The organism is Nocardia sp. NPDC050630 (assembly GCF_044457245.1).
Lineage (GTDB): Bacteria > Actinomycetota > Actinomycetes > Mycobacteriales > Mycobacteriaceae > Nocardia.
The window spans coordinates 1,684,841-1,706,446 of record NZ_JBITGN010000001.1 but is presented as its reverse complement, the minus strand read 5'-3'; the positions used below and the strand labels follow the sequence as shown (position 1 = coordinate 1,706,446).

Genomic DNA, 21,606 nt, shown 5'->3' with positions numbered 1-21,606 from the left:
AACGATCCGCTCCGAGTCTATCCCGTATCGGTCTTTCCCTCGACCACATATCAAGCCCTAACCTGCGCATATGACGATTCAACTGACCGCAGTACCCGTCGCCGGGATCGAGCAATCTGAGCGTCAATTCGAAGTCGGACCTGTCCGGCCGAACACAGGAGGTTTCCATGGCTAAGGGCTACTGGGTCAGTGTCTACCCCGCCATTTCCGACCCTGAGAGGCTGACCGCCTACAACAAGCTGGCCCGTCCGGCTGTCCAGGCTGGGGGCGGGCGCGTCCTGTCCCGTGGCGGTCGAGTCGTCGCTCACGAGGCCGGAATCGCGCAACGCGTCGTTCTGATCGAGTTCGACAGCTTTGAACAGGCCGTCGCGGCATACGAGAGCGAGGCATACCAGAAGGCGCTGGTGGCCCTCCCCGACGGCGTCGAGCGCGACTTCCGCATCATCGAAGGCATCGACTGACCGACGGGCTCAGCCATCGCTGAGCATCCGTCACCTGATACGCACACGGTAGTGAACGACGACTCACCAGACGAGTTCGAAGCCATGCCCCGCGTCCCAGTTCGTCGTCGACATCCTCGACAGCCTGATCCCTGTCGGGCGGATCGAAGAAGCGACGCGACGGTCGGGCCAGCTGGACTGTCTCGCTGACCTCGTCGACGAAACTCACGCTCGCCCGAAGCGAACCGCGAACCGCTTCTCACGCGACAGATCGCAGCGAACACACGGCTTCGATGACCAGGGGCGCATCCTGCATCCATCCGCCGTGTGCCCCATCGGGGCTACTCAGGGTACTGATGTTCAGTTTGAAGAACCGCAGTTCAAGACCTCTTTCGGGGGTTTTGGCCGGCGGTTTTTCTGTTCTTGGAGTAGCCCAGGGACGCGCCTGACTGCGCCAGGCTGGCGTAGAGAGCGTTCGCCATCTTGAAGCCGTTGGTCAGGATGCTGGCGTGACAGTGTGCGTGGGTGCTCGTACTGGGGGTTCCGGTAGTAACCGCCGAAAACCCACAGGTACCCACCCGGGGCGGCCTTGCAGGCGGTACGGAGGAGGCGCGCCTCCGAATTCACCGTAACATCGAAACGATGTACACATCGTTTCGATGTAGGATCCTGGGGTCATGCTTGAACTCGCGATACTCGGCTTCCTGACCGAAGGCCCCCTGCCAGGTCACGAGCTGCGCCGCCGCATCACGCACCTGACCGGCTACAGCCGTCCGGTCAGCGACGGAACCCTCTACCCGGCGATCAACCGGCTGACCAAGGCCGGGCTGATCGAACGACGCCGCGCACCCGAGGCGGGCGGCGGCCGGTACGTGCTGAACCTGACCGCGGCAGGACGTGAGGACATGCTGCGGCGGCTGCGGGAACCGGCCGAGCACGAGATCACCGACTTCTCCCGCTGGTTCGTGATCCTGGCGTTCCTCTCGCTGCTGCCCGACAGCGCCGAGCAGCACGCCGTGCTGCGACGCCGCCTGGACTTCCTGGAGGCCCCCGCCAGCTTCTTCTACGACGGTGACACCCCGCTGCGCGCCGAGCAGGTCATCGACCCTTACCGGCGCGGCATGCTGCTCACCGCCCGCGCCACCAGCCGCGCAGAACGCGCCTGGCTCCACGAGGTCATGGACGGCGGCGGCATCCCAGCAGCCGACGAGCAGCCCCATCCTCAGACCCACACCCGTGATCGGAAGGACTGAACATGCTTGCGTCCTGGTACGACCAGCAGGGTCCGGCCGAAGTGCTCCAGCTCGGCGAGCTGCCCGACCCCACCCCCGGACCCGGTGAGGTCCGTGTCCGTGTCACCGTCTCCGGCGCCAATCCCGGCGACACCAAGAAGCGTCGCGGCTGGACCGGCTCGGCCATGCCCTATCCGCGGGTGATCCCGCACAGCGACGCCGCCGGCATCATCGACGCCGTTGGCGACGGCGTCGACGCGTGCCGCGTCGGGACGCGCGTGTGGGTGTACGGCGCCCAGTCCTACCGCCCCTTCGGCACTGCCGCCCAGTACACCGTCGTCCCCGGCGACCTCGCCGTCCCACTGCCCGACCACCTGTCCGACGACCTCGGCGCGAGCCTGGGCATCCCCGGCATAACCGCGCACCGCACCGTCTTCGCCGACGGCCCCGTCGACGGCAAACTGGTACTGGTCAACGGCGTGCTCGGCGGGGTCGGCTCACTGGCCGCCCAGCTCGCCCGCTGGGGCGGGGCCACGGTCATCGGCACCGTCCGACGCGGCACCGAACTGGACAGGATCGATCCCGAGGTCGTCTCCCACGCCGTCACCCTCGACTCAGGCGACCCCGCCGCCGCGATCCGCGCCCACGCACCCGACGGCGTGGACCGGATCATCGAGGTCGCCCTGTCCGACAACGCCGACCTGGACGACGCCGTCGCCGCGAACGACGCGGTCATCGCCGCGTACGCCACCCGCCACGACCGCACCGAGATCCCGTTCTGGACCCTGCTGTTCAACAACGTCACCCTGCGCCTGCTCGGCAGCGACGACTTCCCCGCCGAAGCCAGGCGCCAGGCCACCCGCGACCTCACCGCCGCGGCCGCCGTCGGCGCCCTCACCGTCGATGTCGGCGACCGCTTCCCGCTCGCCGACATCGCCAAGGCTCACAACCGCATCGACGCCGGCGGTCGCGGCCGTGTACTGGTCGACATCCCCCAGTAAAGAAGCTCCGGCGTGACCGCCTCATCTCCAGCAGTCGAGCGTGAGGGCGCTGCGGGCGGGGTGGAAGCTTCCGCCGCCGGTTCGGGACCCTGCGGTGTCGGGCGCGGTGCGGGGGCCTGGCAGCATGGCCGCTGCACCGGCGAGATCGACGTGGGAGTTCATGTCCAGCTCCAACTGGCCGTAGGGGTTCACTTGGGTCCAGAGCGACGGGTAAGAAAATCGGTCGCGGACAACTCCGGCGTGCTCTAGGTTTTCCCGTATGGGAGGCAGTCCTGGCTGGAACGGAGCGTGCGTGGCCTGCGCGTACTACGTGCGGCCCCGCGCGGCGGCCCGGCCTCTGCCCGCGCACTGCGCTGCTCCCGCGCGATCGATCTGATCGATTTTCCTCGCGCTGAGATGGGTTGCGCCCCATAGCGTTCCGGCACGGGTCCGGGCGAATCACACATTCCTGATTCGACCACTCCGTTCGGAGGACAACCCATGTCCCGCAATCGTTCACTGCCGCATGCCCGGGTCCGCCCCGGCAGCACTCGCCAACAGCTGTCGCAGAACTTCCTTACCGATACCCGCATCGCGGAAAGGCTGGTACGCGCCGCCGGTGTCCGTGCCGATGACCTCGTTGTGGAAATCGGCCCCGGCGACGGCAAGCTGACCGGTCATCTCCTGAACCGGGCGCACCACGTCCTGGCCTACGAAAGAGACCGGCATTACGCCGAGAATCTCCGTGCACGCTTTGCAAGCGACCAACGAATTGACGTGTACCACGCCGATATTCGCGATATAACCCCTCCTCGCGAGCGATTCACGGTTGTCGCGAATATCCCGTTCGCCGCGAGCACCGATATCCTGCGCTGGTGTCTCGCGGCACGGGAGCTCACCTCGGCGACACTACTGACCCAACGCGAGTTCGCCCGCAAATACGCCGGGGACTACGGCCGCTGGCCCAAACTGACTGTCACCCACTGGCCCACGGTCACAATGGAACTGGGCATCAGCGTGCGCCGCGACCACTTCCATCCGATCCCACGGGTCGATGCGGCCGTACTTCGACTGCGCAGGCGTGAACACCCACTTCTCGCGCGAAGGGAACTGCGTCGCTATCGCCAACTCGTGGAACTCGGCTTCTCCGGCCTCGGCGGCTGCCTCTCGGCCACACTGCGCCGCGCCTATCGCACCAATCAGATCCGAGCAGCCTGCGCCGTGGCCGCAATCGCCCTCGACGAACCGGTCGGCCTCGTCTCCCCCGACCGCTGGCTCACCCTGTACCAGGCATTGAACTAGCAAATCAGTTGCCCAACTCGACCGCCACCGGGGTATCGGCGGAGCTACGATGCGCAGATGGCGCACCCCGCTCCGCCGGTTCCGGGGGCGACGGTCGCTCCGGACCGCTCGCCGAGTGCACCACGTGGCACCGGAGTCGCCGAGGTCGTCGAGCGATTCGCGCAGGCATGGCGGGCGGCCGATACACCGCCGGATCTGCCCGCCTATCTGCCGGACTCCCCTGCCATTCGCCGGGTGACGTTGATCGAACTGATAAAGGTCGACTTGGCGAACCGCTGGATGCGCGGCACCGAGCCGAAGCGTCTCGCCGAGTATGTCGAGGACCTGCCGGAATTGCGTACCTGGCCGCTGCCGCCGGATCTCATCTACGAGGAATTCCACGTCCGCAGACGCGCGGGTACTTCGGTGGATGTCGAGGAATACACCGCGGCCTATCCCGAACAGGCCGAGCAACTCTCGCAGATGCTGGCTACCGACGATTACCGCAGTACTCTGCTAGCCGGCTACGCCGATCCGGTGAACCTCGACGAGATCGACGTCGGCCAGAAGATCGACGACTTCGACCTGATGACCGGACTCGGCCGTGGCGCGTTCGCACGGGTGTTCCTGGCCAGACAGCGCTCCATGCAGCGACTCGTCGCGGTCAAGATCTCTCAGGACAAGAGCGCCGAACCACAGACCCTGGCCCAGCTCGACCACGACTACATCGTTCGCGTCTTCGACCAGCGCGTACTGGAGAATCGCCGCCTGCGCCTGCTTTATATGCAATATGTGCCGGGCGGCACACTGTTCACCGTGCTCGAGCGGGTGCGCAAAACGCCGGCGGCCGAGCGGTCGGGCGCACTCTTGCTCGATGTCATCGACTCCGTACTCGCCGACAAGGGCGAGATCCGCCCCAGCGAATCGACCGTACGTGCCGAACTGACCGAATTATCCTGGCCGGAAACCATTGCCTGGCTCGGCCGCAGACTGGCCCAGGCACTGGACTATGCCGGACGGTGCGGGGTGCTGCACCGCGACATCAAACCGGCCAATGTGCTGCTGACCGCCGAGGGCGTCCCGAAACTCGCCGATTTCAATATCAGCTTCAGCGGCAATGTCTCCGGTGATAGTCCGGTCGCCTACTTCGGCGGCTCGCTGGCCTATATGTCACCGGAGCAGTTGGCTGCCGTGCATCCGGACAAATCCACGACGGCCGCCGATTTGGACACCCGCAGCGATCTCTACGCCTTGGCCGTCATGCTGTGGGAATTACTCACCGGTCGCAAACCATTCGACGACGACACGGTGACCGGCGGCGATCGCACCGCACTGGACGGCATGTTGAACCGTCGTTCGGGCAGCCCGCAATCGCTGCCGTATCAGGATCTTCCGGCCGATTGCCCGGTCGCGCTGCGCCGCGCCCTGGTCCGCGCGCTCGATCCGGATCCGGATAAGCGGTGGGCGCGCGGTGCCGATATGGCACAGCAATTCGATGTCTGCCTGGACGCGCGCGCCCGTGATCTGGTCGACCCGCCGCCGCATAGTTGGCGACTGCGCGCCCGCGTATTCATGCATCCCATCATGGCGTTGGCCATCGGCGCTCCGAATGCGCTGGCGATCCTGTACAGCTATAACCATAATCGCGCGCTCATTATCGCCAAACTGGACGAGCAGGCGCAGCACCGATTCGACCAGTTCGCCGTCACCACTTACGGCATCTGCTTCCTGATCGGGATCATCGTCACCAATGTGCTGCTGGTCGATCTGTGGTCCATCTCGCGCGGGCTACGCAAAGGCAAGTCCTACAATGCGCCCACGCTGGCGCGTGCCCGCAGTGATGCTGTCCAACTCGGCCGCCGAAATGTGTTGACCTGCTTCGCGCTATGGGTATTGGCCGGTGTCGTTGTCCCGGTCTCGGTGCAGGTCTCCGGCAATCACCTCACCGCCGGAGCCTATGTGCATTTCTTCATCACCCAGATCGTGTGCGGTGCGATCGCCATGGCCTACCCGTATTTCCTGGTCAGTTTCTATGCGGTGCGCAGCATCTACCCGATGTTCCTGCCGCACGGCGGACTCGGCGCCGCCGATGACACCCAGCTGCGCCAACTCGACCGCACCAGTACCTATTTCCTCGCCATCGCCGCCGCGGTCCCGCTGCTCGGCGTCGCGGGCGCGACTTTCATTCCCGCCGGGGATATTCCGGCGGTCATTGTGCCGCTGCGTGTGCTGTGTGTGGGCAGCGCGCTGGCCTTCATCGCCATCTATTGGTTGTTCCGGATGCTCGAACAGGACCTCGCCGCTTTGGAGCGCATTGTGGCTCGGTGATCAGCCGTGCTGGATGAGCATGCCCGCCGATTTGCTCGGCGGCGTGGCATCGGTGTAGCCGTCGAAGAGCGTGAGCGTGCCGACGTGATGACCGTCGGCGAATCGCTCGACCACCGCGGCGTTGTCGTATCCGATCGCGGCATGGCTCCGACCGAGGACCAGCCGGACCGGCGGTGCGCTTGCCGGAAGACTGCCAGGCGGCGCGTTACCAGCGAAGCGGGTCCGGTGGACGAGGTGGCACTGCACAATGTGATCTAGAGGTGCTTCGTGCACTGTCATTGCGCGAGGACTGGGGAACCAGGAGCGAATATGACCGCCAGAGCAGATCTCGAACACGAACTGGGCGGCCCCGTCGCGGCCCTCGATCAACTTTCCGAGGCGGAGTCGGCCGAATTGCTGACCATGTTCCGTGACGCGCGCAAGGCCGAGACAGCCGGACTAACCAAGGCCGTCGACCGACTGGTCGCTGCGCTGCCCTGGCCACTGAGCACGGCAGCCAAGAAGGTCATGTTCGGGAATCGGCTCGGCTGATGACGGACCTGGTGACCAGGGCGCAGCTGGTGCTGCTGGCCCGCACACTGCACGTCCCTGTCGAACGCCTGTCGCATTTGGAGAAACTCGGCGCCGGGCAACTGCACGAACTGCAACAACGCATGGCACGTGTCCTCTTCGACGACCATTCCGCGACCTTCGGGCGGCTCAGTAAGCTAGTGCCGATCATCCCGCTGAGCGTTTCGATACCGCTGGTGCAGCGGGTCGTGCCGCCGATGATGGGCGGACGCGCCGCGGGTGCGGTGGGGATCGAACATCCCAAGAAGGCCGCGGAAGCCCTTCGCATGCTGGACCCGAAATATGCCGCCGATTGCGCGCCGTATATCGACCCGCGCACCATCGGCCGACTCGCCGAGGTCGCGCCGCCGGAACCGGTCGTGCGGGTCGCCAATGAACTGTTGCGCCGCAAGGACTATGTCACGGCCGGTCCGTTCCTCGGCTTCGCGACGACACAACTCGTCCGTGCCATCGAGGCGGGCGTACCCGATGACGAGGGCCTGATCCTCTCGGCGGCCTATGCCTACTCCGGCGCGAATATCAGCGCGATCGTGCGTCAACTGCTGTCCGGGCCGCTGGATCGGATACCGCATATCCTCGGTACTGTCCTCGCCGGTTCCACCGAGCTGCGTGTGGCGGCGGTATCGGTTTTCGCCCGCTGCGACGAGGATGTGATCGAAGCACTCGGCGACATCCTGCTCGATATCGGCCGGCCCGAAGCCATTACCGAACTCACCGCAACCTTCATCGAGCATGGCGCGATCAATGACATGCTCCGCTTCACCGCCTACCTGAGCCCATCGGCCCTGGATACGCTGGTGGCCAACCCGATCACCGCGGACCCAGCGGCGATGGCGGCGCTTGTCGCCGCGCTCGCCGGACGCAGCGATCCGATCTTGTGGCGCGGCCTGCTCGACCTGGTCGAGCGCACCGATGCCGAGATCCAACGCCGAGTCGGTACACAGCTACTGGAATTGCCCGAATCGACCTTGACCGCGATACCTGGCATCGCGACCGAGGGCCGGTTGTGGTCGACACTGCTGCGGGTGTTGTCCGTGGCCGATGCCGACACCCAGGCCCGTCTCGGCGAGCTGTGGGCCAAGCTGCCCGCCGAGGATCGCACGGACATCCAGGGACGTGCCCGCGATCTCGGACTCGCGACGCGCTTGGCGGCACTGACCGTCACGCTCGATATCTACGGCTGACGTCAGCACTCCTCGCAACCAAAGACATACGCGCGCAACCGGTCTCGGGTGAGGCGGCCCGAGACCGGTTGCGCGCGTAAGTGGGACTAGACCGGCGTGAAGTCCCGACTCGCGATATACGTCGGTCGTGGCGCCGGAGCCGCGAACGGCTCCACCAGTGTGTTCTCCACACTGTTGAACACCAGGAAGATATTCGATCGCGGAAACGGCGTGATGTTGTTCGACGAACCGTGCATGATGTTCGAATCGAACAGCAGGGCCGATCCGGCGCTACCGGTGAACTGGGTAATGCCGTACCGGTTCGCCAGCGCATCGATATCCGCGTGCGTCGGTACGCCGATCTCCTGCTCCTGCAACGACTCCCGATAATGCTCGGCCGGAGTGCTGCCGGTGCACGGCACGAAGGTGCGATGCGAGCCGGGCATCACCATGAGGCTGCCGTTGATCGGATAGTTGTTGGTCAGTGCGATGGACAGGCTGACCGCACGAGGTGCGGGCATACCGTCCTCGGCATGCCAGGTCTCGAAATCCGAATGCCAGTAGAAGCCGGTGCCACGGAAGCCGGGCATGTAGTTCACGCGGCTCTGATGGATGTAGACATCCGAGCCGAGCACCTGCCTGGCCAATCCGGCCACTCGGGATTCGCGCACCAGATCGGCGATCGCACTGCTGAGCCGGTGCACCTCGAAGACCGAACGCACCCGGTTCGAGGCCTTCTCGACGATCACCCGGTCATCACCCTGTAGCGCCGGGTCACCGGCGAGACGGTCGATTTCGGCACTGAACTCCGCGACCTCGGCGGGGTTCAGCAGCTCCTCGACGATTCCGAAACCATTGGCATCGAAGGAGGCCAACTCCTCGGAATCGACCGCGCCCCAGACCGTGGGATCGGTCCGGTCCCGGTGCTCGCCCGCCGTGACGAGCCGAGTCGGGTAGCGATCGTCGGTCTGCACCAACGTCATTGCTCCTCCTATCCGCTTACCTGGGCCGCGACCAGCGGGTAGACACCATCACTGTCGTGGACCTCCTGCCCGGTGACCGGCGGGTTGAATACGCACATCATCCGCATCGCGGTACGCACCTGCAGGCGGTGACGCTCGTGTCCGTCGAGTAGGTACATCGAGCCCGGCGCCAATTCGTAGCTGACGCCGTTGTCCAGATCCGTCAGCGTCCCTTCACCTTCGATGAGCCACACGGCCTCCACGTGATGGCGGTAGTGGAACTCGTGCACGGTCCCGGCCTCGATGCTGGTCTCGTGGAAGGAGAATCCGACGCCGTCGCCGCCGAGCACGATGCGCTTACTGCGCCAGCCCTGTCCCGCGACATCGCGTTCGGTGCCGGTGATCTCCGCGGTACTGCGCACGATCATCTCAACGCTCCTGTCCGCAGACGGTGCCGATCGCGCCGGTCAGCACCCGTAGACCATGCTCGACCTCCTCGTCGGTGACCGTCAACGGCGGCAACAACTTGACCACTTCGTCCAGCGAACCGGAGGTCTCCACCAGCAGCCCGCGCTCGAAGGCCACCTGGCAGACCTTGCCCGCCTGGGACGGATCGTCGAAGACGACGCCGTGCACCAATCCGCGACCCCGCGTCGAAATGCCGGGGAAGTACTCGGCCGCCTGGGTCAAGGCCGCACCGATTCGCTGTCCCTTGGCCTCGGTGGAGGTCTGCAGGGCACCGTCGGACCAGAAGTGCTCCAACGCGGCCTGTGCGGTGATGAAGGCCGGGTTGTTACCGCGGAAGGTGCCATTGTGCTCACCCGGCGCCCAGACGTCGAGCTCCGGCTTGAACAACACCAGCGCCAGCGGCAAACCGTAGCCGCCGATGGACTTCGAGAGTGTCACGATATCGGGGGTGATACCGGCGACCTCGAAGGAGAAGAACGGGCCGGTCCGGCCGCACCCCATCTGCACATCGTCGACGATCAGCAAAATGCCACGCGCGGTGCACAATTCGGACAGATGCCGCAGCCACTCGGGGCGCGCGACATTCACACCGCCCTCACCCTGCACCGTCTCCACGATCACCGCCGCTGGCCGGTCGAAACCGGAGGAGGTGTCGTCGAGCACCCGCTCCATCCACTGGAAATCGGCGGTGGTGTTGTCGAAGTAGCCGTCATAGGGCATATGTGCGGCATGTACCAGCGGCACACCGGCACCAGCCCGCTTGGCGGCATTGCCGGTCACCGACAGCGCACCCAGCGACATGCCGTGGAAGGCGTTGGTGAAGCTGATGATCGTCTCGCGTCCGGTGACCTTGCGGGCCAACTTCAGTGCGGCTTCGACGGCATTCGCGCCGGTCGGACCGGGGAACTGGACCTTGTATTCCAGGCCGCGCGGTGCGAACACGGTGTCGCGAAGGGTTTCCAGCAGTCGACGCTTGGCTACGGTAGACATATCCAGGCCGTGGGTGATCCCGTCACTGGCGATGTAGTCCAGCAGCGGCTGCTTGAGCACCGGATTGTTGTGGCCGTAGTTCAACGCACCCGCTCCGGCGAAGAAGTCGAGGTACTCCTTTCCGTCCTCGGCGCGCAACCAACTCCCGGACGCGGTGGTGAACACCGTCGGCCAGGCGCGGCAATAGCCACGGACATTGGATTCGAGCTCCTCGAAAATGGTCGTCTCGGCGGTAATCATCGTCGATTCTCCTGCTTTCGGGCGGTAGGGGCGATCAAATAGAGGTCTTCGGCAGCGTGGCTGTCCGGGAAGAGTTCGGAATCGAACAGGGGTTGTTTGGTCAGCTCGGCCGATCGGCGACGCGCCACCGAGGCGAACATCGCGATCGAGGCCGGATTGTCCGGTGCGATCGTGGTCTCGAGTGCCGTTACACCAGCGCCGGCCGCGGTGTCGAGCAGCGAATCCAGCAGCGCGACGCCGAGGCCGCGTCCCCGCTGCTCCTGCTCGACCGCGACCTGCCACACGAACACCGTCTGCGGTGCCTGCGGACGCAGGTAGCCGATCACGAATCCGACAACCTGGCCACCGACTTCGGCAACCACCGAGGTGCTCGCGAAATCACGACACCACAGCAGGTAGGCGTAGCTGGAATTGGTGTCGAGGACCTGCGAATCCTTGGCGATCCGCCAGATCTGGGCCGCGTCACCGACTCTCGGCGGGCGCAGCACCGGCTGGGTGTGCGGCCCGGAAATCGGTACGGCCGAAGGGTATTCGGTCACCGACGGTTCGATCGTCGTGGTGGACAAGGTGTGCAGTGACATACGTCTCCCTGGTCCGGTCTGCATTACTTATCCAGGCTTACGAAGCAACTTTGAGGTGAACCTGTCGATCTCTTTGCGGTTGTATTACGAAAAGAAAACAACCGCAGGCAGCGTCACACTTCGGTACCACTGCGGCGTTGGTCACAGCGCTCAGCGCTGCAGATCCAGTCGGTAGCCGAGACCGCGCACGGTGACCACGATGCGCGGCTCGGAGGCGTCGAGCTCGATTTTGGTGCGCAGGCGGCGCATATGAACATCGACGATCCGTTCATCGCCGAAAAAGCCATCGTCCCATACTCTTTCGAGCAAAACGGTGCGGCTGAGCACCCGTCCGGGCGATTCGGCGAGTTCGCAGAGCAATTTGAATTCGGTGATGGTGAGCCGGATTTCGTCCTCGCCGCGGCGCACCGCACCACCGTCGCGATCCAGCACGAGCGGTCCGTCGGGATGCGCGTCGAGTACGGCCTCGCGTGGCGCTTCGCGCTCCAACGTCAGGCGCGCGCGTCGGCGCAGTGCGCGCATGCGCGCGGAGATTTCCTTGATCTCGAACGGCTTGGTGACGTAATCGTCGGCACCGGCCTCCAGTGCAGCCACCACATCGTGGGTGTCATCGCGCGAGCTGACCACGATGATCGGCACGTCGTGCTCGCGCCGGATCTCCCTGATGCAATCGAAGCCGTCCATGTCCCCGAGCATCAGTTCGACGATCATCACATCCGGCGCGCCGTTGCTGCGCAGATACGTCAGCGCGTCCTCGGCCTCCTGCGCCTCGGCAACGTCGTAACCCTCATCTTCCATGGCCGTGCGCAGTGCGCCACGTACCACTTCGTCGTCGTCAACGATCATCAGGTTTGCGGTCAAGCCCTCATCCCTTGCAGCCACGCGGACGCGACGCGACGCGGACACTCGCGTACCCAGAACCGACGCGAAAGCCCGCCTTCGAGCACCTTTGCCAACTGCTTTAGTACCCCGACCGACCAATTGGTAAACGGCAGATCACGGGTAGTTGGTTAGCGTCCGGCTACTCCACCCTGCGCATGAAGACCCGATTTGTGCAAATTGCACGTGACATACGGCACATTTCGGCCAGTGTCACCACTCGTCGCGATGAGATTGTTCCAGCCGGTTGAAGTTGCTGGGCCCGCCGTCTGCCCTGCGCTCCTGATAGCGGAACATCAGCCGGCGCGCGTCGAAGGTGGCGAACCATTCGTCCCAGCCCACCGCGCGCAGCACCGCGCCGCCGTACCCGGGGAAATCGAAGCGCAGGACGCCGAGGCGGCCGTCGTATTCACTGCCGGGCATGGTGGCCGGTCGCGCGCCGCGCTGCTCGGCCCACTGTCGGATCACTTCATGATTGCGGGTGACGAGGAAGCGGCCGGGCTGCTGCGGGCCCTCGCCGCGAACGACTGATTCCGGCGGTTTCTTCAGCGACCTCGAAGCCCCCGGTCCGGCGTACAGATCTCGGGTGCCCGGTCGTCGCTGATCGTTCATGACGACCTCCTTGCGCGTCGGCATCAATAGTCCGGTTCCTCTTCGCGTACCCGCGCGTACCGCCGGGCAAACAGTGGATCGGATCACTACGAAACGCATTGCGCGACAATGCATTCCCTTTGTCGATCAGTCGCGCAGCGCGGCGTCGCGCAACTTGCCGAGCGTTCTGGACAGTATGCGCGAGACGTGCATCTGCGAAACCCCGAGCTGTTCGGCGATCTGGGACTGGGTCATGGACTCGAAAAAGCGCATGACCAGCACCTCGCGTTCGCGGTCGGGCAGTTCCTCGATCAGCGGTCGAACCGCCAGATAATCCTCGACATACTGGTAGCTCGGCTCTTCCTCACCGAGGCTGTCCATCAGCGGTTGCGGTGCGTTCTCGGCGTCGTCGCCGACTACCGCGTCGATCGAACTCGACTGATAGGCATTGCCCGCGATGAGCGCCTGGGTGACCTCGACCAGATCCACATTCAGTTCCGCGGCGATCTCGCGGGCCTTGGGCAGCCGGCCGAGCCGCTGTGATAGCGCCTCGATGGTCGGACCGATGCTGAGCTGGATCTCCTTCGTGCGCCGCGGCACCCGAACCGCCCAGGTGTTGTCCCGGAAATGCCTGCGCACCTCGCCCATGATCGTGGGCACCGCGAACGACAGGAAGGAGGAACCGCGCGACACATCGAAGCGATCCACCGCCTGCACAAGACCCAGTCGAGCCACCTGCAGCAGATCGTCGAAGTTCTCCCCGCGTCCGGAGAATTTGCGTGCGATATGTTCGGCCAGCGGCAGGCACCGGCCGATCAACTCCTCGCGCAACAGTTCTCGACGGTGATCAGCCAGGTCGATGGCGGCGATCTTTTCGAAGAGCGGCTCGATATTGTCGTAACTGTCGCGGTGCGCTCTCGAATCAGCCGCCATCACCACTCCGTGCCCAGCTGAAGTCGACGACGGTCGGGTATCCGGAAACCGAATTGTCGAACGGCTCCTGCGCCGCAGAGATCGACTGCGTCAGCGTGCGGACGATATGCCAGCCGAACCCGGCCTGACCGACCACCTTCTCCGACACCGCGACGGCGGCGACGCGCACGAACATCTCGTGATCGTTGTATGTGAAATCACAATCCACGGTCGACCCCGGTGTTGCCTCCAGGATCAACGAGGTGGCCACCTCGTCGAGCGCGAGCCGGATGTCGACCACCTCATCGATCGCGAAATCGGCGATGAGCGCGACTGTTTCGGCGAGTGCGCGCAGCATGGTCAGCTGCTCCAACTCGGCAGGGATGCGTACTCCGATCGTCGTCGTCTTCTCCGTCTTCTCCGCCGCGGACTGGGAACTCCACTCCCCCATGCCCATCACCACCTCTTTTCCTCCGAGCCGACCGGAACCTGCCTTCGAGTCGGGGGCCATTCGCGACTTACCCGACCGGTCACCATCGAAACATCGCAACCGGTGTGGATTCGACTCAGTCGGCCTCGATTCGTTCATGCGCAGTCAACAGCAGATGGTCGAATCTCGTGCGCAATTCGGCCATCGAATCGGTCAGCGTGCCGAGGTCGGCGACCAACCGGGCGGCCAGTTCCCGCAACTTGATATTGGTCTCTTGGGAGCGCCAGCTCAGCACCCGGAACGCCTGTTCGGCGTTGACGCCGTACACCAGCATCAACGCGCCCTTGGCCTGCTCGATCACCGCCCGCGCGGCATACAGCTCGGGCAGTGCGTCGTCGAGGGTTTCCTGTTGTCGCTCCTCGAGCGCGTCGGTGACATCGATGTAGTACCCCGACGTCCCGACCACCCTTTCCGACTCATCGAGCATCTGATCGGCCACCACGATGACGTGGTGCACGCGACCGGTCGTATCGATGATTCGGTGCCGACTGGAGAACGGCTGCGCGTTTTCGATGGACTTGGCCAGGGTATCGGCGACTTGCGCCCGATCCTCGGGATGCTTGTGCGACAACAGCAGTTCGGTGCTCGGTGTTACCGTCCCCGGCTCGTATCCGTGCAGTTGCGCGACCTCGTCGGACCACTCCCACCGCTGGTCGGCGAACCAGAAGTTGAAGGTGCCGACGCTCTGCGCCTTACCCATCGCGATGACTCTGCCCAACACCTGCGCCTGCTCGGGCGAAACCGATCCACTCTCCATCACAGCGCAAGTATGGAGTGTGATCATGCGCGGTGCCGGGATATCGGCGCGACCAGGGACTTAAGGCCTCATTATGTGTCGAGTGCGGCGCGCATGGTCGGAAAATCACAGCACACGGCGCACACGCCGGTAATAGCGAGCACCCGCTCGATCTCCTGGCGCCCCGCGACGATCCGCACCGCGGGGCCGCCGTGCGCGGCCCGCTCGGTGATCGCTCCAATGGCGGCCGCGACCCGAATACTCAGGAATTTGGTGGCGCGCAGATCCAGGACAACCGCATGGCACCGGGTCGTAACGGCGCGTTCGAGCATTGCGCGGAATTCCGGAAGCGCGGCCGCGTCGAGTTCACCCTCGGCTCGCACCACCACACACTGTTTACGCCGGTCGACCCGCTGTGCCCAGAACCGGTTGCGTGGTCGTTCACCGGCCGGGTGCCGACCGTTGGATCGATGCTGAAGAGCGGCTGACATGTCAAACCTCCCAACGGAGATGCCGGTCCTGGGCGGCAGGATCGGATCGGCAGGAGGGCGACGGTTGGAGGAATACCACTACGCTGCGTTGGTCGTCGTCGCCACACTGTCGAGTGTCGCTGAGCGCTCCCGCTGGCCGAGTCCCGCGTGGGGTACCGCTTCGAACCCGGGTTCGGCTGTAAGTCTCAACCGCATCAAGTCTGGCACGCCGGCGTGCCCCGGATCAACCATCATCAACTATCCGAGCCAGCGGGGCGGTCGCGCCAGCGCCACGGCAGCATCACCCACGCCACCGCGAACAACAGCGCGACCACGACACCCGCCACCGCACCGGCGATGGCGCCAGCGACGGTGGCCATCACCAGAATCGTCGCACCGGTCAACGCGACGCCGAGCAGCGCGATCCCGGCCATCGCGCAGCGATGCGCCGCGGCCACTACATTGCCCAGCCGATGTCTCCGGAACAGGATGCGATGCCAGGACACCGGCGCGACCAGGAACACCGTCGCCCCCATCGCGGCGGACACAGTGCCCAGATATAGCAGTCGCATCAGCTGCGACAAGGTGGTGAATCCGGCCTGGAACGGAAGGATCAGTAGGGCGCTGATCAAGAACTGCACACCGGTCTGCACGACGCGCAGCTCCTGCACCAGATTCGACCAATTGCGGTCCAGCCGTTGGGTTTCGGTCTCGTGCCTGGCTTTGCGATCCCATTCCTGATCATCGATGGTCACGGCTGGGTCATCGCCCTTCGATGTCGTCGCCATGGCTGCTCCTGGGTTCGCGCTCCGTGTTGGCGGCGTACCCGCGCCGGGCCGCCATACACCCCGCGATCGTTGATCGCCAGCGCTGATTCGGTGTTCGACGGGCGGGTATGCCGATGATGACGCCGATGCGATCGGCGGCATCGTTTCGAGGAGGAGCGATCCATGATGAGAATCACCGGAAACGGCCGAGGTCGCATCGGCGCGGTGGCCGTTGCGGCAGCGCTGGCGGTCTTGGCGAGCGGCTGCGAGGAGGCCGAGAAGGCCGTGAACAAGGGCGGTGACACCCCCTGTAACGAATTCGTCGCCCAGGACAAGGACAAACAGCGTGTCACGGTGACCAAATTCCTCGAACAGGAACGCAACGGCAATGCGCCGGCCACCAATGACCAGACCGTCGACGCCTCGATCGCGGCCATCGAACTGATGTGCCGTGCCCAGGCCAATCCGGACACTCCTATCCGCAAAGCGGACTTGACCGGAATCCTGGTGCCGAAGTAATTCTCGGTAGAACGAAGTAATGGGTTGCCGGACCGATTGTCCGACAACCCATTACCTGTCATACGCAGCGATTATCGATAATCACTGCCCCTGTTGGTAAGCGCGCTGGCGCTGTTCGTCGAGCTTGGCTTCGGCACGCTGCTTCTCGGCGGCCGCTTCCTTGCTGGCTGCTTCACGCTGTGATTCCGCCTTATCCTGCTGGGCCTTGCCTTCGTCCCGCAGGTCATCCTTTCCGAAGACTGCGCCGGCGGCCTCCTTGACCTTGCCCTTGGCGTCCTCGACGACGCCTTCGACACCTTCGCGGGGACCACTCTTCTGCTCGGCCACGATATCTACCTCCGAAATATCGGTTTTCAGGTGGACATTCGCCGCATACCCGGGATCCGCACGTTGAATCCGGAGTTCGCATTTTCTTCGCGTATTCCTGGAATTCGTGCCGCATATCGGGATGTTTCGGCAGTGCGGCAGCGGTTATCGCCGGAACATGAGGTCCCTGTGGTTGAACGATGCCGAGGTACCGGCCCGGCTGCGGCTCACGCCGGGCCTGCGGTTCGATACCGTCGTGATCGGCGCCGGGCTCACCGGCCTGGTGACGGCCCTGCTGCTGGCTGAGAGCGGCGTTGACGTGGCGGTGCTGGAGAGTAAGCGAGTCGGGGAGGGCACCACCGGTGCCAGTACCGCGAAGGTCAGTCTGCTGCAAGGGATTCGAGCGCAACGGATCCGTGCCCGCCACGGCGATTCGGCGCTGACCGACTATGTCGAGGCCAATCGCGAAGGGCAGCAATGGTTATTGCACTATTGTGCGGAGCATTCGGTGCCGGTCCAGCGCGTCCCGGCGCTCACCTACGCGCAAAGCACGGCCGAAATATCCGCTGTGCGAAGGGAATACGAGGCGACACGCGCTGCCGGTCTGGACACCACGCTCGTCGAGGAGCTGGATGTGCCGTTCCCGACGCACGGTGCGGTGCGGCTCGACAACCAGGCCCAGCTCGATCCGATGGCGCTGCTGGCCAGTCTGGCCGCCGATATCGAATCACGTGGCGCTGCGATCTTCGAATCCACCCGCGCCAAGGGCGTGCACAGTGGCGAGCACGACCGGTTGGTCATCGAGACCGAGCACGGCGATCTGGTCGCGCGCACGGTGATCCTGGCCACCGGCACGCCGATACTCGATCGCGGCGGCTTCTTCGCGCGGCTCACCGCCGAGCGCTCCTATCTGAGCGCCTTCCGGGTCGCCGAGCCGATTCCACGCGAAATGTTCATCAGCGCGGGTGAGCCCACTCGGTCACTGCGGTATACCCCCGGACCCGATGGCGCGGATTTGCTGCTGGTCGGCGGCAACGGCCACGTGGTCGGCCGCACGAATGCGGCCAGCCGCCGGATCGAGCAGTTGATCGCATGGACGCGACGCTACTTCCCCACCGCCGAACCGCTGCAGAGCTGGTCCGCGCAGGATTATCACCCAGTCGACGAACTGCCGTACGTCGGTCCGCTGCTGCCCGGGCAGAATCACCTTCTGCTCGGCACCGGCTACGCTAAATGGGGTTTGACGAACGGCATCGCCGCCGCCTTGGCGCTCGCGGGCCGGGTCAACGGCAAACCACCGCTGTGGGCCGATACCTTCGCCAGCTGGCGTCCGAGCGAACTCAAGTCGCTACCGGCCGCCGTATTCGCCAATAGTACTGTGGCCCAACAGCTTTCCCTCGGCTGGCTGCGCATGCTCGGCACCGGCTTCGGTGAAGTTCCCGCTGAGGGTTGCGGCCGCGTCGAACGGCACGGCCTGCGACCGACCGCCGTATGCACCGTGGACGGCGCCACCACCGAGGTCTCCGCGGTCTGCCCGCATCTGGGCGGCATCGTGCGTTGGAACGATGCGGAGCGATCGTGGGATTGCCCGCTGCACGGCTCCCGCTTCGACGCCGACGGCACCCTGCTCGAGGGCCCGGCCACGAACTCGTTGACACCGATCTCCGGCCCGTTCCCCAGTCCCGTCCCGCCGGACTGACCGCGCGTAAACCGCGCGGCTTTGCGGGCGTCGCGACCACATTCAGGGGATGCTAGGAATTTGCTCCATGGCGGGGCAGAATATTTTGTACGGATGAATGTTCCTGAGTGACCGTTCTTGTTCCACAGGTCACCTCGCCCACTGATCGGGGGCGGAAATCGACAACATGCACCGAAACGGCGAGCGCCCGAAAGGGCTTTCTGTTTCCGCGCTGGCGGCGGTAGCGAACCCGTCGTACTCGCGAATCGACACGTGGAATCTGCTCGACGACGCGTGCCGTCGGCTCGCCGAAGTCAACCGTGCCGGGCTGGACACTACCCACGAAGCCGCCCGGGTGCGCCGCCTGCTGGATCGTCTCGGCGCCTACGAGCGGTACTGGCTGTACCCGGGCGCGGCGAGACTGGCGGCGTTTCGCGGGTATCTCGACAGTCTTGCGACCGTACGGCTCACCGAGCATGTGTCGCTGGCGGTGCGCCTGCTCTCCGAGTACGGCGACGGTACCGCTGTGTTCGACACATCCGCACCGCTGGCCGATCAGGAACTCGTGGCGCGGGCCAAACAGCAGCAGTTCTTCACCGTCCTGCTCGGTGACGACTCCCCGCCCGAAGCACCCGAAAGCCTGGCGGAGAGCCTGCGGGCGCTTCGCGACCAGTCCGACGATGTGCGGTTCGAGCTGCTCGTCGTGTCCAGCATCGAAGACGCCATCACCGCTGTCGCGTTGAACGGCGAGATTCAGGCGGCGATCATCCGCCACGACCTGCCGCTTCGCTCACGCGACCGGGTGCCGTTGATGACCACATTGCTCGGCGTCAACGACGACGTGGTCGTGACCGATCGCACGCAGAACTGGGTCGAATGTGGTGAGTGGATCAGGCAGTTGCGGCCGCATATCGATCTGTATCTACTGACCGACGAATCGATCGCCGCGGAGACCGAAGACGAGTCGAACGTCTATGACCGCACGTTCTATCGGCTCAACGATGTCACCGACCTGTACAGCACGGTGCTCGCCGGGTTCCGGAGCCGGTTCGCCACCCCGTTCTTCGACGCCCTGCGTGCCTACGCGGCCGCGCCGGTCGGCCAGTTCCACGCCCTTCCCGTCGCGCGGGGCGCCAGCATCTTCAACTCCAAGACGCTGCACGATATGGGCGAATTCTATGGCCGCAACATCTTCATGGCCGAGACATCGTCCACCTCCGGCGGACTGGACTCACTGCTGGACCCGCACGGCACAATCAGGGCGGCAATGGACAAAGCCGCGAAGACATGGCGTGCCGATCAGACCTACTTCGTCACCAACGGCACGTCCACCGCCAACAAGATCGTTGTGCAGGCCCTGAGTCGGCCGGGCGACATCGTTCTGATCGACCGCAATTGCCATAAGTCGCACCACTACGGCCTGGTGCTCGCCGGGGCGTACCCGAGGTACCTCGAGGCCTACCCGCTCGAGTCGTTCGCGATCTACGGAGCGGTGTCACTGCACACCATCAAGAAGGCGCTGCTAGACCTCGAGGCGTCCGGACAACTGGACCGAGTGCGCATGCTGCTGCTCACCAACTGCACTTTCGACGGCATCGTCTACAACCCCCGGCGCGTGATGGAGGAGGTCCTGGCAATCAAGCCGGACATCTGCTTCCTGTGGGATGAGGCGTGGTACGCGTTCGCGACCGCGGTGCCCTGGGCCCGGCAGCGGACCGCGATGGTTGCCGCCGAACAACTCGAATCGATGTTGTCCGCGCCTGGGTACGCCGAGGAATACCGCGCGTGGCGTGCGTCGATGCAAGGAGTCGACCGCGCCGAGTGGACCAACCACCGGCTGCTTCCCGACCCCGAACGCGCGCGGGTACGCGTGTATGCGACGCATTCCACTCACAAGTCGCTATCGGCGCTTCGGCAGGCGTCGATGATCCATGTCCACGACCAGGATTTCAAAGCTCTCACCCGTGAGGCGTTCGGTGAGGCTTTTTTGACCCACACCTCGACATCCCCGAACCAGCAGCTCCTGGCGTCGTTGGACTTGGCGCGTCGCCAGGTCGACATCGAAGGCTTCCAGCTGGTCCGGAACGTCTACGACATGGCGCTGGTCTTCCGCCACCGCGTCCGCAAAGACCGGGTGATCGGGAAGTGGTTCCGCATCCTCGACGAGGACGACTTGGTGCCCAATGAGTTCCGGCTCTCCGAAGTGAGCTCTTACCGACAAGTCAGGCAGGGGGGCCTGGCGGAGTGGAACGAGGCGTGGCGGTCCGATCAGTTCGTGCTCGACCCGACTCGGGTCACCCTGTTCATCGGCAAGACCGGCATGAACGGGTTCGAGTTCCGCGAGAAAGTCCTGATGGACCGGTTCGGTATCCAGATCAACAAGACCTCGATCAACAGTGTGCTGTTGATCTTCACGATCGGCGTCACCTGGTCGAGCGTGCACTACCTGCTCGACGTGCTGCGGCGGGTGGCCACCGATTTCGAGCACAGTCAGCGCTCGGCCGGTAAAGCCGACCAGGCGCTGCAACAGCGCCGGATCGACGAGATCACCAAGGAACTGCCTGCGCTACCCGACTTCAGCGAGTTCGACAGCGTATTTCGTCCCGACGGCGCCAGCTCGTTCGGCGACATGCGATCGGCCTTCTATGCCGGGTATGAGGAATCCGACCGCGAACACATCCTGCTCGGCGAGGCCGGGCGACGGCTCGCCAAAGGCAAGACCCTGGTGTCCACCACCTTCGTGGTGCCCTATCCGCCCGGCTTCCCAGTGCTGGTCCCGGGACAGGTGATCTCGAGGGAGATCCTGTACTTCCTGGCCGAGCTCGACGTCAAGGAAATACACGGATACAACCCCGACCTCGGGCTGTCGGTCTTCACCGAGGCCGCGCTCGCACGGCTGGCCGGAGCTCGGCACGCGATTGCCACGGCGTCCGGCGACGGGCCGCGGACAGCTCCGGAGTCAGCTCGCGCGCTGGCTCGGATGCAGTCGCGATAGCGTGCACGGCATCGGCGCGCGCGATCCT

The 21,606-nt window shown here is 64.8% G+C and carries 23 protein-coding genes; 10 read left to right on the top strand and 13 right to left on the bottom strand.

The features are described from left to right. Nucleotides 1–167 precede the first annotated feature (167 nt). The 5 genes from ACIBG0_RS07230 (at nucleotide 168) to ACIBG0_RS07210 (ending at nucleotide 6,261) form a co-directional block, all read left to right on the top strand. Nucleotides 168–461, top strand: coding sequence for a DUF1330 domain-containing protein (locus ACIBG0_RS07230; protein WP_397030062.1), 294 nt, complete (start codon nucleotides 168–170; stop codon nucleotides 459–461). A gap of 656 nt (nucleotides 462–1,117) precedes the next feature. After that, entirely contained in the window at nucleotides 1,118–1,693 is a 576-nt protein-coding gene (locus ACIBG0_RS07225) for a PadR family transcriptional regulator (RefSeq protein WP_397030060.1), read from the top strand. Nucleotides 1,694–1,695: 2 nt separating this feature from the next. After that, a complete protein-coding gene (locus ACIBG0_RS07220; protein ID WP_397030058.1) occupies nucleotides 1,696–2,673 on the top strand; it encodes an NADPH:quinone reductase in 978 nt (325 codons plus the stop codon). A gap of 480 nt (nucleotides 2,674–3,153) precedes the next feature. Continuing rightward, complete coding sequence (gene erm / locus ACIBG0_RS07215; RefSeq protein ID WP_397030056.1) at nucleotides 3,154–3,954, top strand: 23S ribosomal RNA methyltransferase Erm; 801 nt, start codon at nucleotides 3,154–3,156, stop codon at nucleotides 3,952–3,954. A 57-nt stretch (nucleotides 3,955–4,011) separates the two neighbouring features. Next, the gene (locus tag ACIBG0_RS07210) at nucleotides 4,012–6,261 is read left to right on the top strand and encodes a serine/threonine-protein kinase (RefSeq protein ID WP_397030054.1); all 2,250 of its coding nucleotides are present in this window, start codon (nucleotides 4,012–4,014) and stop codon (nucleotides 6,259–6,261) included. On the opposite strand, the gene ACIBG0_RS07205 is transcribed toward ACIBG0_RS07210, so the two are convergent. Next, a complete protein-coding gene (locus ACIBG0_RS07205) occupies nucleotides 6,262–6,540 on the bottom strand; it encodes a hypothetical protein (RefSeq protein WP_397030053.1) in 279 nt (92 codons plus the stop codon). A gap of 30 nt (nucleotides 6,541–6,570) precedes the next feature. Here ACIBG0_RS07205 and ACIBG0_RS07200 point away from each other — a divergent pair, with 30 nt between their 5' ends. Continuing rightward, nucleotides 6,571–6,792 (top strand): hypothetical protein, encoded by a 222-nt coding sequence (locus ACIBG0_RS07200; protein ID WP_397030051.1) that lies wholly within the window; start codon nucleotides 6,571–6,573, stop codon nucleotides 6,790–6,792. Next, on the top strand, nucleotides 6,792–8,015 hold the full coding sequence (locus ACIBG0_RS07195; protein WP_397030049.1) for a hypothetical protein: 1,224 nt from the start codon (nucleotides 6,792–6,794) through the stop codon (nucleotides 8,013–8,015). The genes ACIBG0_RS07200 and ACIBG0_RS07195 overlap by 1 nt, the downstream gene beginning before the upstream one ends. Nucleotides 8,016–8,101: 86 nt before the next feature. Here ACIBG0_RS07195 and thpD read toward each other — a convergent pair whose 3' ends face one another. The 11 genes from thpD to ACIBG0_RS07140 form a co-directional block, all read right to left on the bottom strand. After that, a complete protein-coding gene (gene thpD, locus ACIBG0_RS07190; protein WP_397030048.1) occupies nucleotides 8,102–8,977 on the bottom strand; it encodes an ectoine hydroxylase in 876 nt (291 codons plus the stop codon). Nucleotides 8,978–8,985: 8 nt separating this feature from the next. Continuing rightward, the gene (locus ACIBG0_RS07185) at nucleotides 8,986–9,384 is read right to left on the bottom strand and encodes an ectoine synthase (RefSeq protein ID WP_397030047.1); all 399 of its coding nucleotides are present in this window, start codon (nucleotides 9,382–9,384) and stop codon (nucleotides 8,986–8,988) included. A 1-nt stretch (nucleotide 9,385) separates the two neighbouring features. Next, entirely contained in the window at nucleotides 9,386–10,654 is a 1,269-nt protein-coding gene (gene ectB, locus ACIBG0_RS07180; RefSeq protein WP_397030045.1) for a diaminobutyrate--2-oxoglutarate transaminase, read from the bottom strand. Next, nucleotides 10,651–11,235 carry a diaminobutyrate acetyltransferase gene (ectA, locus tag ACIBG0_RS07175; RefSeq protein WP_397030044.1) on the bottom strand — a complete coding sequence of 195 codons (585 nt, stop codon included), beginning with the start codon at nucleotides 11,233–11,235 and terminating at the stop codon, nucleotides 10,651–10,653. Before ectA ends, ectB begins: the two co-directional genes overlap by 4 nt. A gap of 150 nt (nucleotides 11,236–11,385) precedes the next feature. Continuing rightward, complete coding sequence (locus ACIBG0_RS07170) at nucleotides 11,386–12,096, bottom strand: response regulator (RefSeq protein WP_397030042.1); 711 nt, start codon at nucleotides 12,094–12,096, stop codon at nucleotides 11,386–11,388. Between the two features lie 231 nt (nucleotides 12,097–12,327). After that, nucleotides 12,328–12,726 carry a hypothetical protein gene (locus ACIBG0_RS07165; RefSeq protein ID WP_397030040.1) on the bottom strand — a complete coding sequence of 133 codons (399 nt, stop codon included), beginning with the start codon at nucleotides 12,724–12,726 and terminating at the stop codon, nucleotides 12,328–12,330. 126 nt (nucleotides 12,727–12,852) lie between these two features. Then, on the bottom strand, nucleotides 12,853–13,638 hold the full coding sequence (locus ACIBG0_RS07160; RefSeq protein WP_397030038.1) for an RNA polymerase sigma factor SigF: 786 nt from the start codon (nucleotides 13,636–13,638) through the stop codon (nucleotides 12,853–12,855). After that, nucleotides 13,628–14,128 carry an ATP-binding protein gene (locus ACIBG0_RS07155; protein WP_397030036.1) on the bottom strand — a complete coding sequence of 167 codons (501 nt, stop codon included), beginning with the start codon at nucleotides 14,126–14,128 and terminating at the stop codon, nucleotides 13,628–13,630. Before ACIBG0_RS07155 ends, ACIBG0_RS07160 begins: the two co-directional genes overlap by 11 nt. A 55-nt stretch (nucleotides 14,129–14,183) precedes the next feature. Further along, on the bottom strand, nucleotides 14,184–14,864 hold the full coding sequence (locus tag ACIBG0_RS07150) for a PAS and ANTAR domain-containing protein (RefSeq protein ID WP_397030247.1): 681 nt from the start codon (nucleotides 14,862–14,864) through the stop codon (nucleotides 14,184–14,186). 71 nt (nucleotides 14,865–14,935) lie between these two features. Next, entirely contained in the window at nucleotides 14,936–15,334 is a 399-nt protein-coding gene (locus tag ACIBG0_RS07145) for an STAS domain-containing protein (RefSeq protein ID WP_397030034.1), read from the bottom strand. A gap of 233 nt (nucleotides 15,335–15,567) precedes the next feature. Then, entirely contained in the window at nucleotides 15,568–16,101 is a 534-nt protein-coding gene (locus tag ACIBG0_RS07140) for a DUF6328 family protein (protein WP_397030032.1), read from the bottom strand. Nucleotides 16,102–16,263: 162 nt separating this feature from the next. Between ACIBG0_RS07140 and ACIBG0_RS07135 the strand changes: the two genes are divergently transcribed. After that, entirely contained in the window at nucleotides 16,264–16,599 is a 336-nt protein-coding gene (locus ACIBG0_RS07135) for a hypothetical protein (RefSeq protein ID WP_397030030.1), read from the top strand. Nucleotides 16,600–16,680: 81 nt separating this feature from the next. Here ACIBG0_RS07135 and ACIBG0_RS07130 read toward each other — a convergent pair whose 3' ends face one another. Continuing rightward, nucleotides 16,681–16,926 carry a CsbD family protein gene (locus tag ACIBG0_RS07130; protein ID WP_397030029.1) on the bottom strand — a complete coding sequence of 82 codons (246 nt, stop codon included), beginning with the start codon at nucleotides 16,924–16,926 and terminating at the stop codon, nucleotides 16,681–16,683. Between the two features lie 157 nt (nucleotides 16,927–17,083). Here ACIBG0_RS07130 and ACIBG0_RS07125 point away from each other — a divergent pair, with 157 nt between their 5' ends. Continuing rightward, nucleotides 17,084–18,604, top strand: a complete 1,521-nt coding sequence (locus ACIBG0_RS07125; protein ID WP_397030027.1) for an FAD-dependent oxidoreductase — start codon at nucleotides 17,084–17,086, stop codon at nucleotides 18,602–18,604. Between the two features lie 166 nt (nucleotides 18,605–18,770). Next, nucleotides 18,771–21,578, top strand: coding sequence for an aminotransferase class I/II-fold pyridoxal phosphate-dependent enzyme (locus ACIBG0_RS07120; protein ID WP_397030025.1), 2,808 nt, complete (start codon nucleotides 18,771–18,773; stop codon nucleotides 21,576–21,578). Nucleotides 21,579–21,606: the final 28 nt, after the last annotated feature.

Bases quoted from the DNA above. Each gene is read 5' to 3' on its own strand.
- ACIBG0_RS07155 (WP_397030036.1), bottom strand. From the start codon at position 14,128: ATGGCCCCCGACTCGAAGGCAGGTTCCGGTCGGCTCGGAGGAAAAGAG.
- ACIBG0_RS07205 (WP_397030053.1), bottom strand. From the start codon at position 6,540: ATGACAGTGCACGAAGCACCTCTAGATCACATTGTGCAGTGCCACCTC.
- ACIBG0_RS07165 (WP_397030040.1), bottom strand. From the start codon at position 12,726: ATGAACGATCAGCGACGACCGGGCACCCGAGATCTGTACGCCGGACCG.
- ACIBG0_RS07200 (WP_397030051.1), top strand. From the start codon at position 6,571: ATGACCGCCAGAGCAGATCTCGAACACGAACTGGGCGGCCCCGTCGCG.
- ectB (WP_397030045.1), bottom strand. From the start codon at position 10,654: ATGATTACCGCCGAGACGACCATTTTCGAGGAGCTCGAATCCAATGTC.
- ACIBG0_RS07160 (WP_397030038.1), bottom strand. From the start codon at position 13,638: ATGGCGGCTGATTCGAGAGCGCACCGCGACAGTTACGACAATATCGAG.
- ACIBG0_RS07135 (WP_397030030.1), top strand. From the start codon at position 16,264: ATGATGAGAATCACCGGAAACGGCCGAGGTCGCATCGGCGCGGTGGCC.
- ACIBG0_RS07220 (WP_397030058.1), top strand. From the start codon at position 1,696: ATGCTTGCGTCCTGGTACGACCAGCAGGGTCCGGCCGAAGTGCTCCAG.
- ACIBG0_RS07230 (WP_397030062.1), top strand. From the start codon at position 168: ATGGCTAAGGGCTACTGGGTCAGTGTCTACCCCGCCATTTCCGACCCT.
- ACIBG0_RS07225 (WP_397030060.1), top strand. From the start codon at position 1,118: ATGCTTGAACTCGCGATACTCGGCTTCCTGACCGAAGGCCCCCTGCCA.
- ACIBG0_RS07185 (WP_397030047.1), bottom strand. From the start codon at position 9,384: ATGATCGTGCGCAGTACCGCGGAGATCACCGGCACCGAACGCGATGTC.
- ACIBG0_RS07120 (WP_397030025.1), top strand. From the start codon at position 18,771: ATGCACCGAAACGGCGAGCGCCCGAAAGGGCTTTCTGTTTCCGCGCTG.
- ACIBG0_RS07210 (WP_397030054.1), top strand. From the start codon at position 4,012: ATGGCGCACCCCGCTCCGCCGGTTCCGGGGGCGACGGTCGCTCCGGAC.
- ectA (WP_397030044.1), bottom strand. From the start codon at position 11,235: ATGTCACTGCACACCTTGTCCACCACGACGATCGAACCGTCGGTGACC.
- ACIBG0_RS07145 (WP_397030034.1), bottom strand. From the start codon at position 15,334: ATGTCAGCCGCTCTTCAGCATCGATCCAACGGTCGGCACCCGGCCGGT.
- ACIBG0_RS07195 (WP_397030049.1), top strand. From the start codon at position 6,792: ATGACGGACCTGGTGACCAGGGCGCAGCTGGTGCTGCTGGCCCGCACA.
- ACIBG0_RS07150 (WP_397030247.1), bottom strand. From the start codon at position 14,864: ATGGAGAGTGGATCGGTTTCGCCCGAGCAGGCGCAGGTGTTGGGCAGA.
- thpD (WP_397030048.1), bottom strand. From the start codon at position 8,977: ATGACGTTGGTGCAGACCGACGATCGCTACCCGACTCGGCTCGTCACG.
- erm (WP_397030056.1), top strand. From the start codon at position 3,154: ATGTCCCGCAATCGTTCACTGCCGCATGCCCGGGTCCGCCCCGGCAGC.
- ACIBG0_RS07125 (WP_397030027.1), top strand. From the start codon at position 17,084: ATGAGGTCCCTGTGGTTGAACGATGCCGAGGTACCGGCCCGGCTGCGG.
- ACIBG0_RS07140 (WP_397030032.1), bottom strand. From the start codon at position 16,101: ATGGCGACGACATCGAAGGGCGATGACCCAGCCGTGACCATCGATGAT.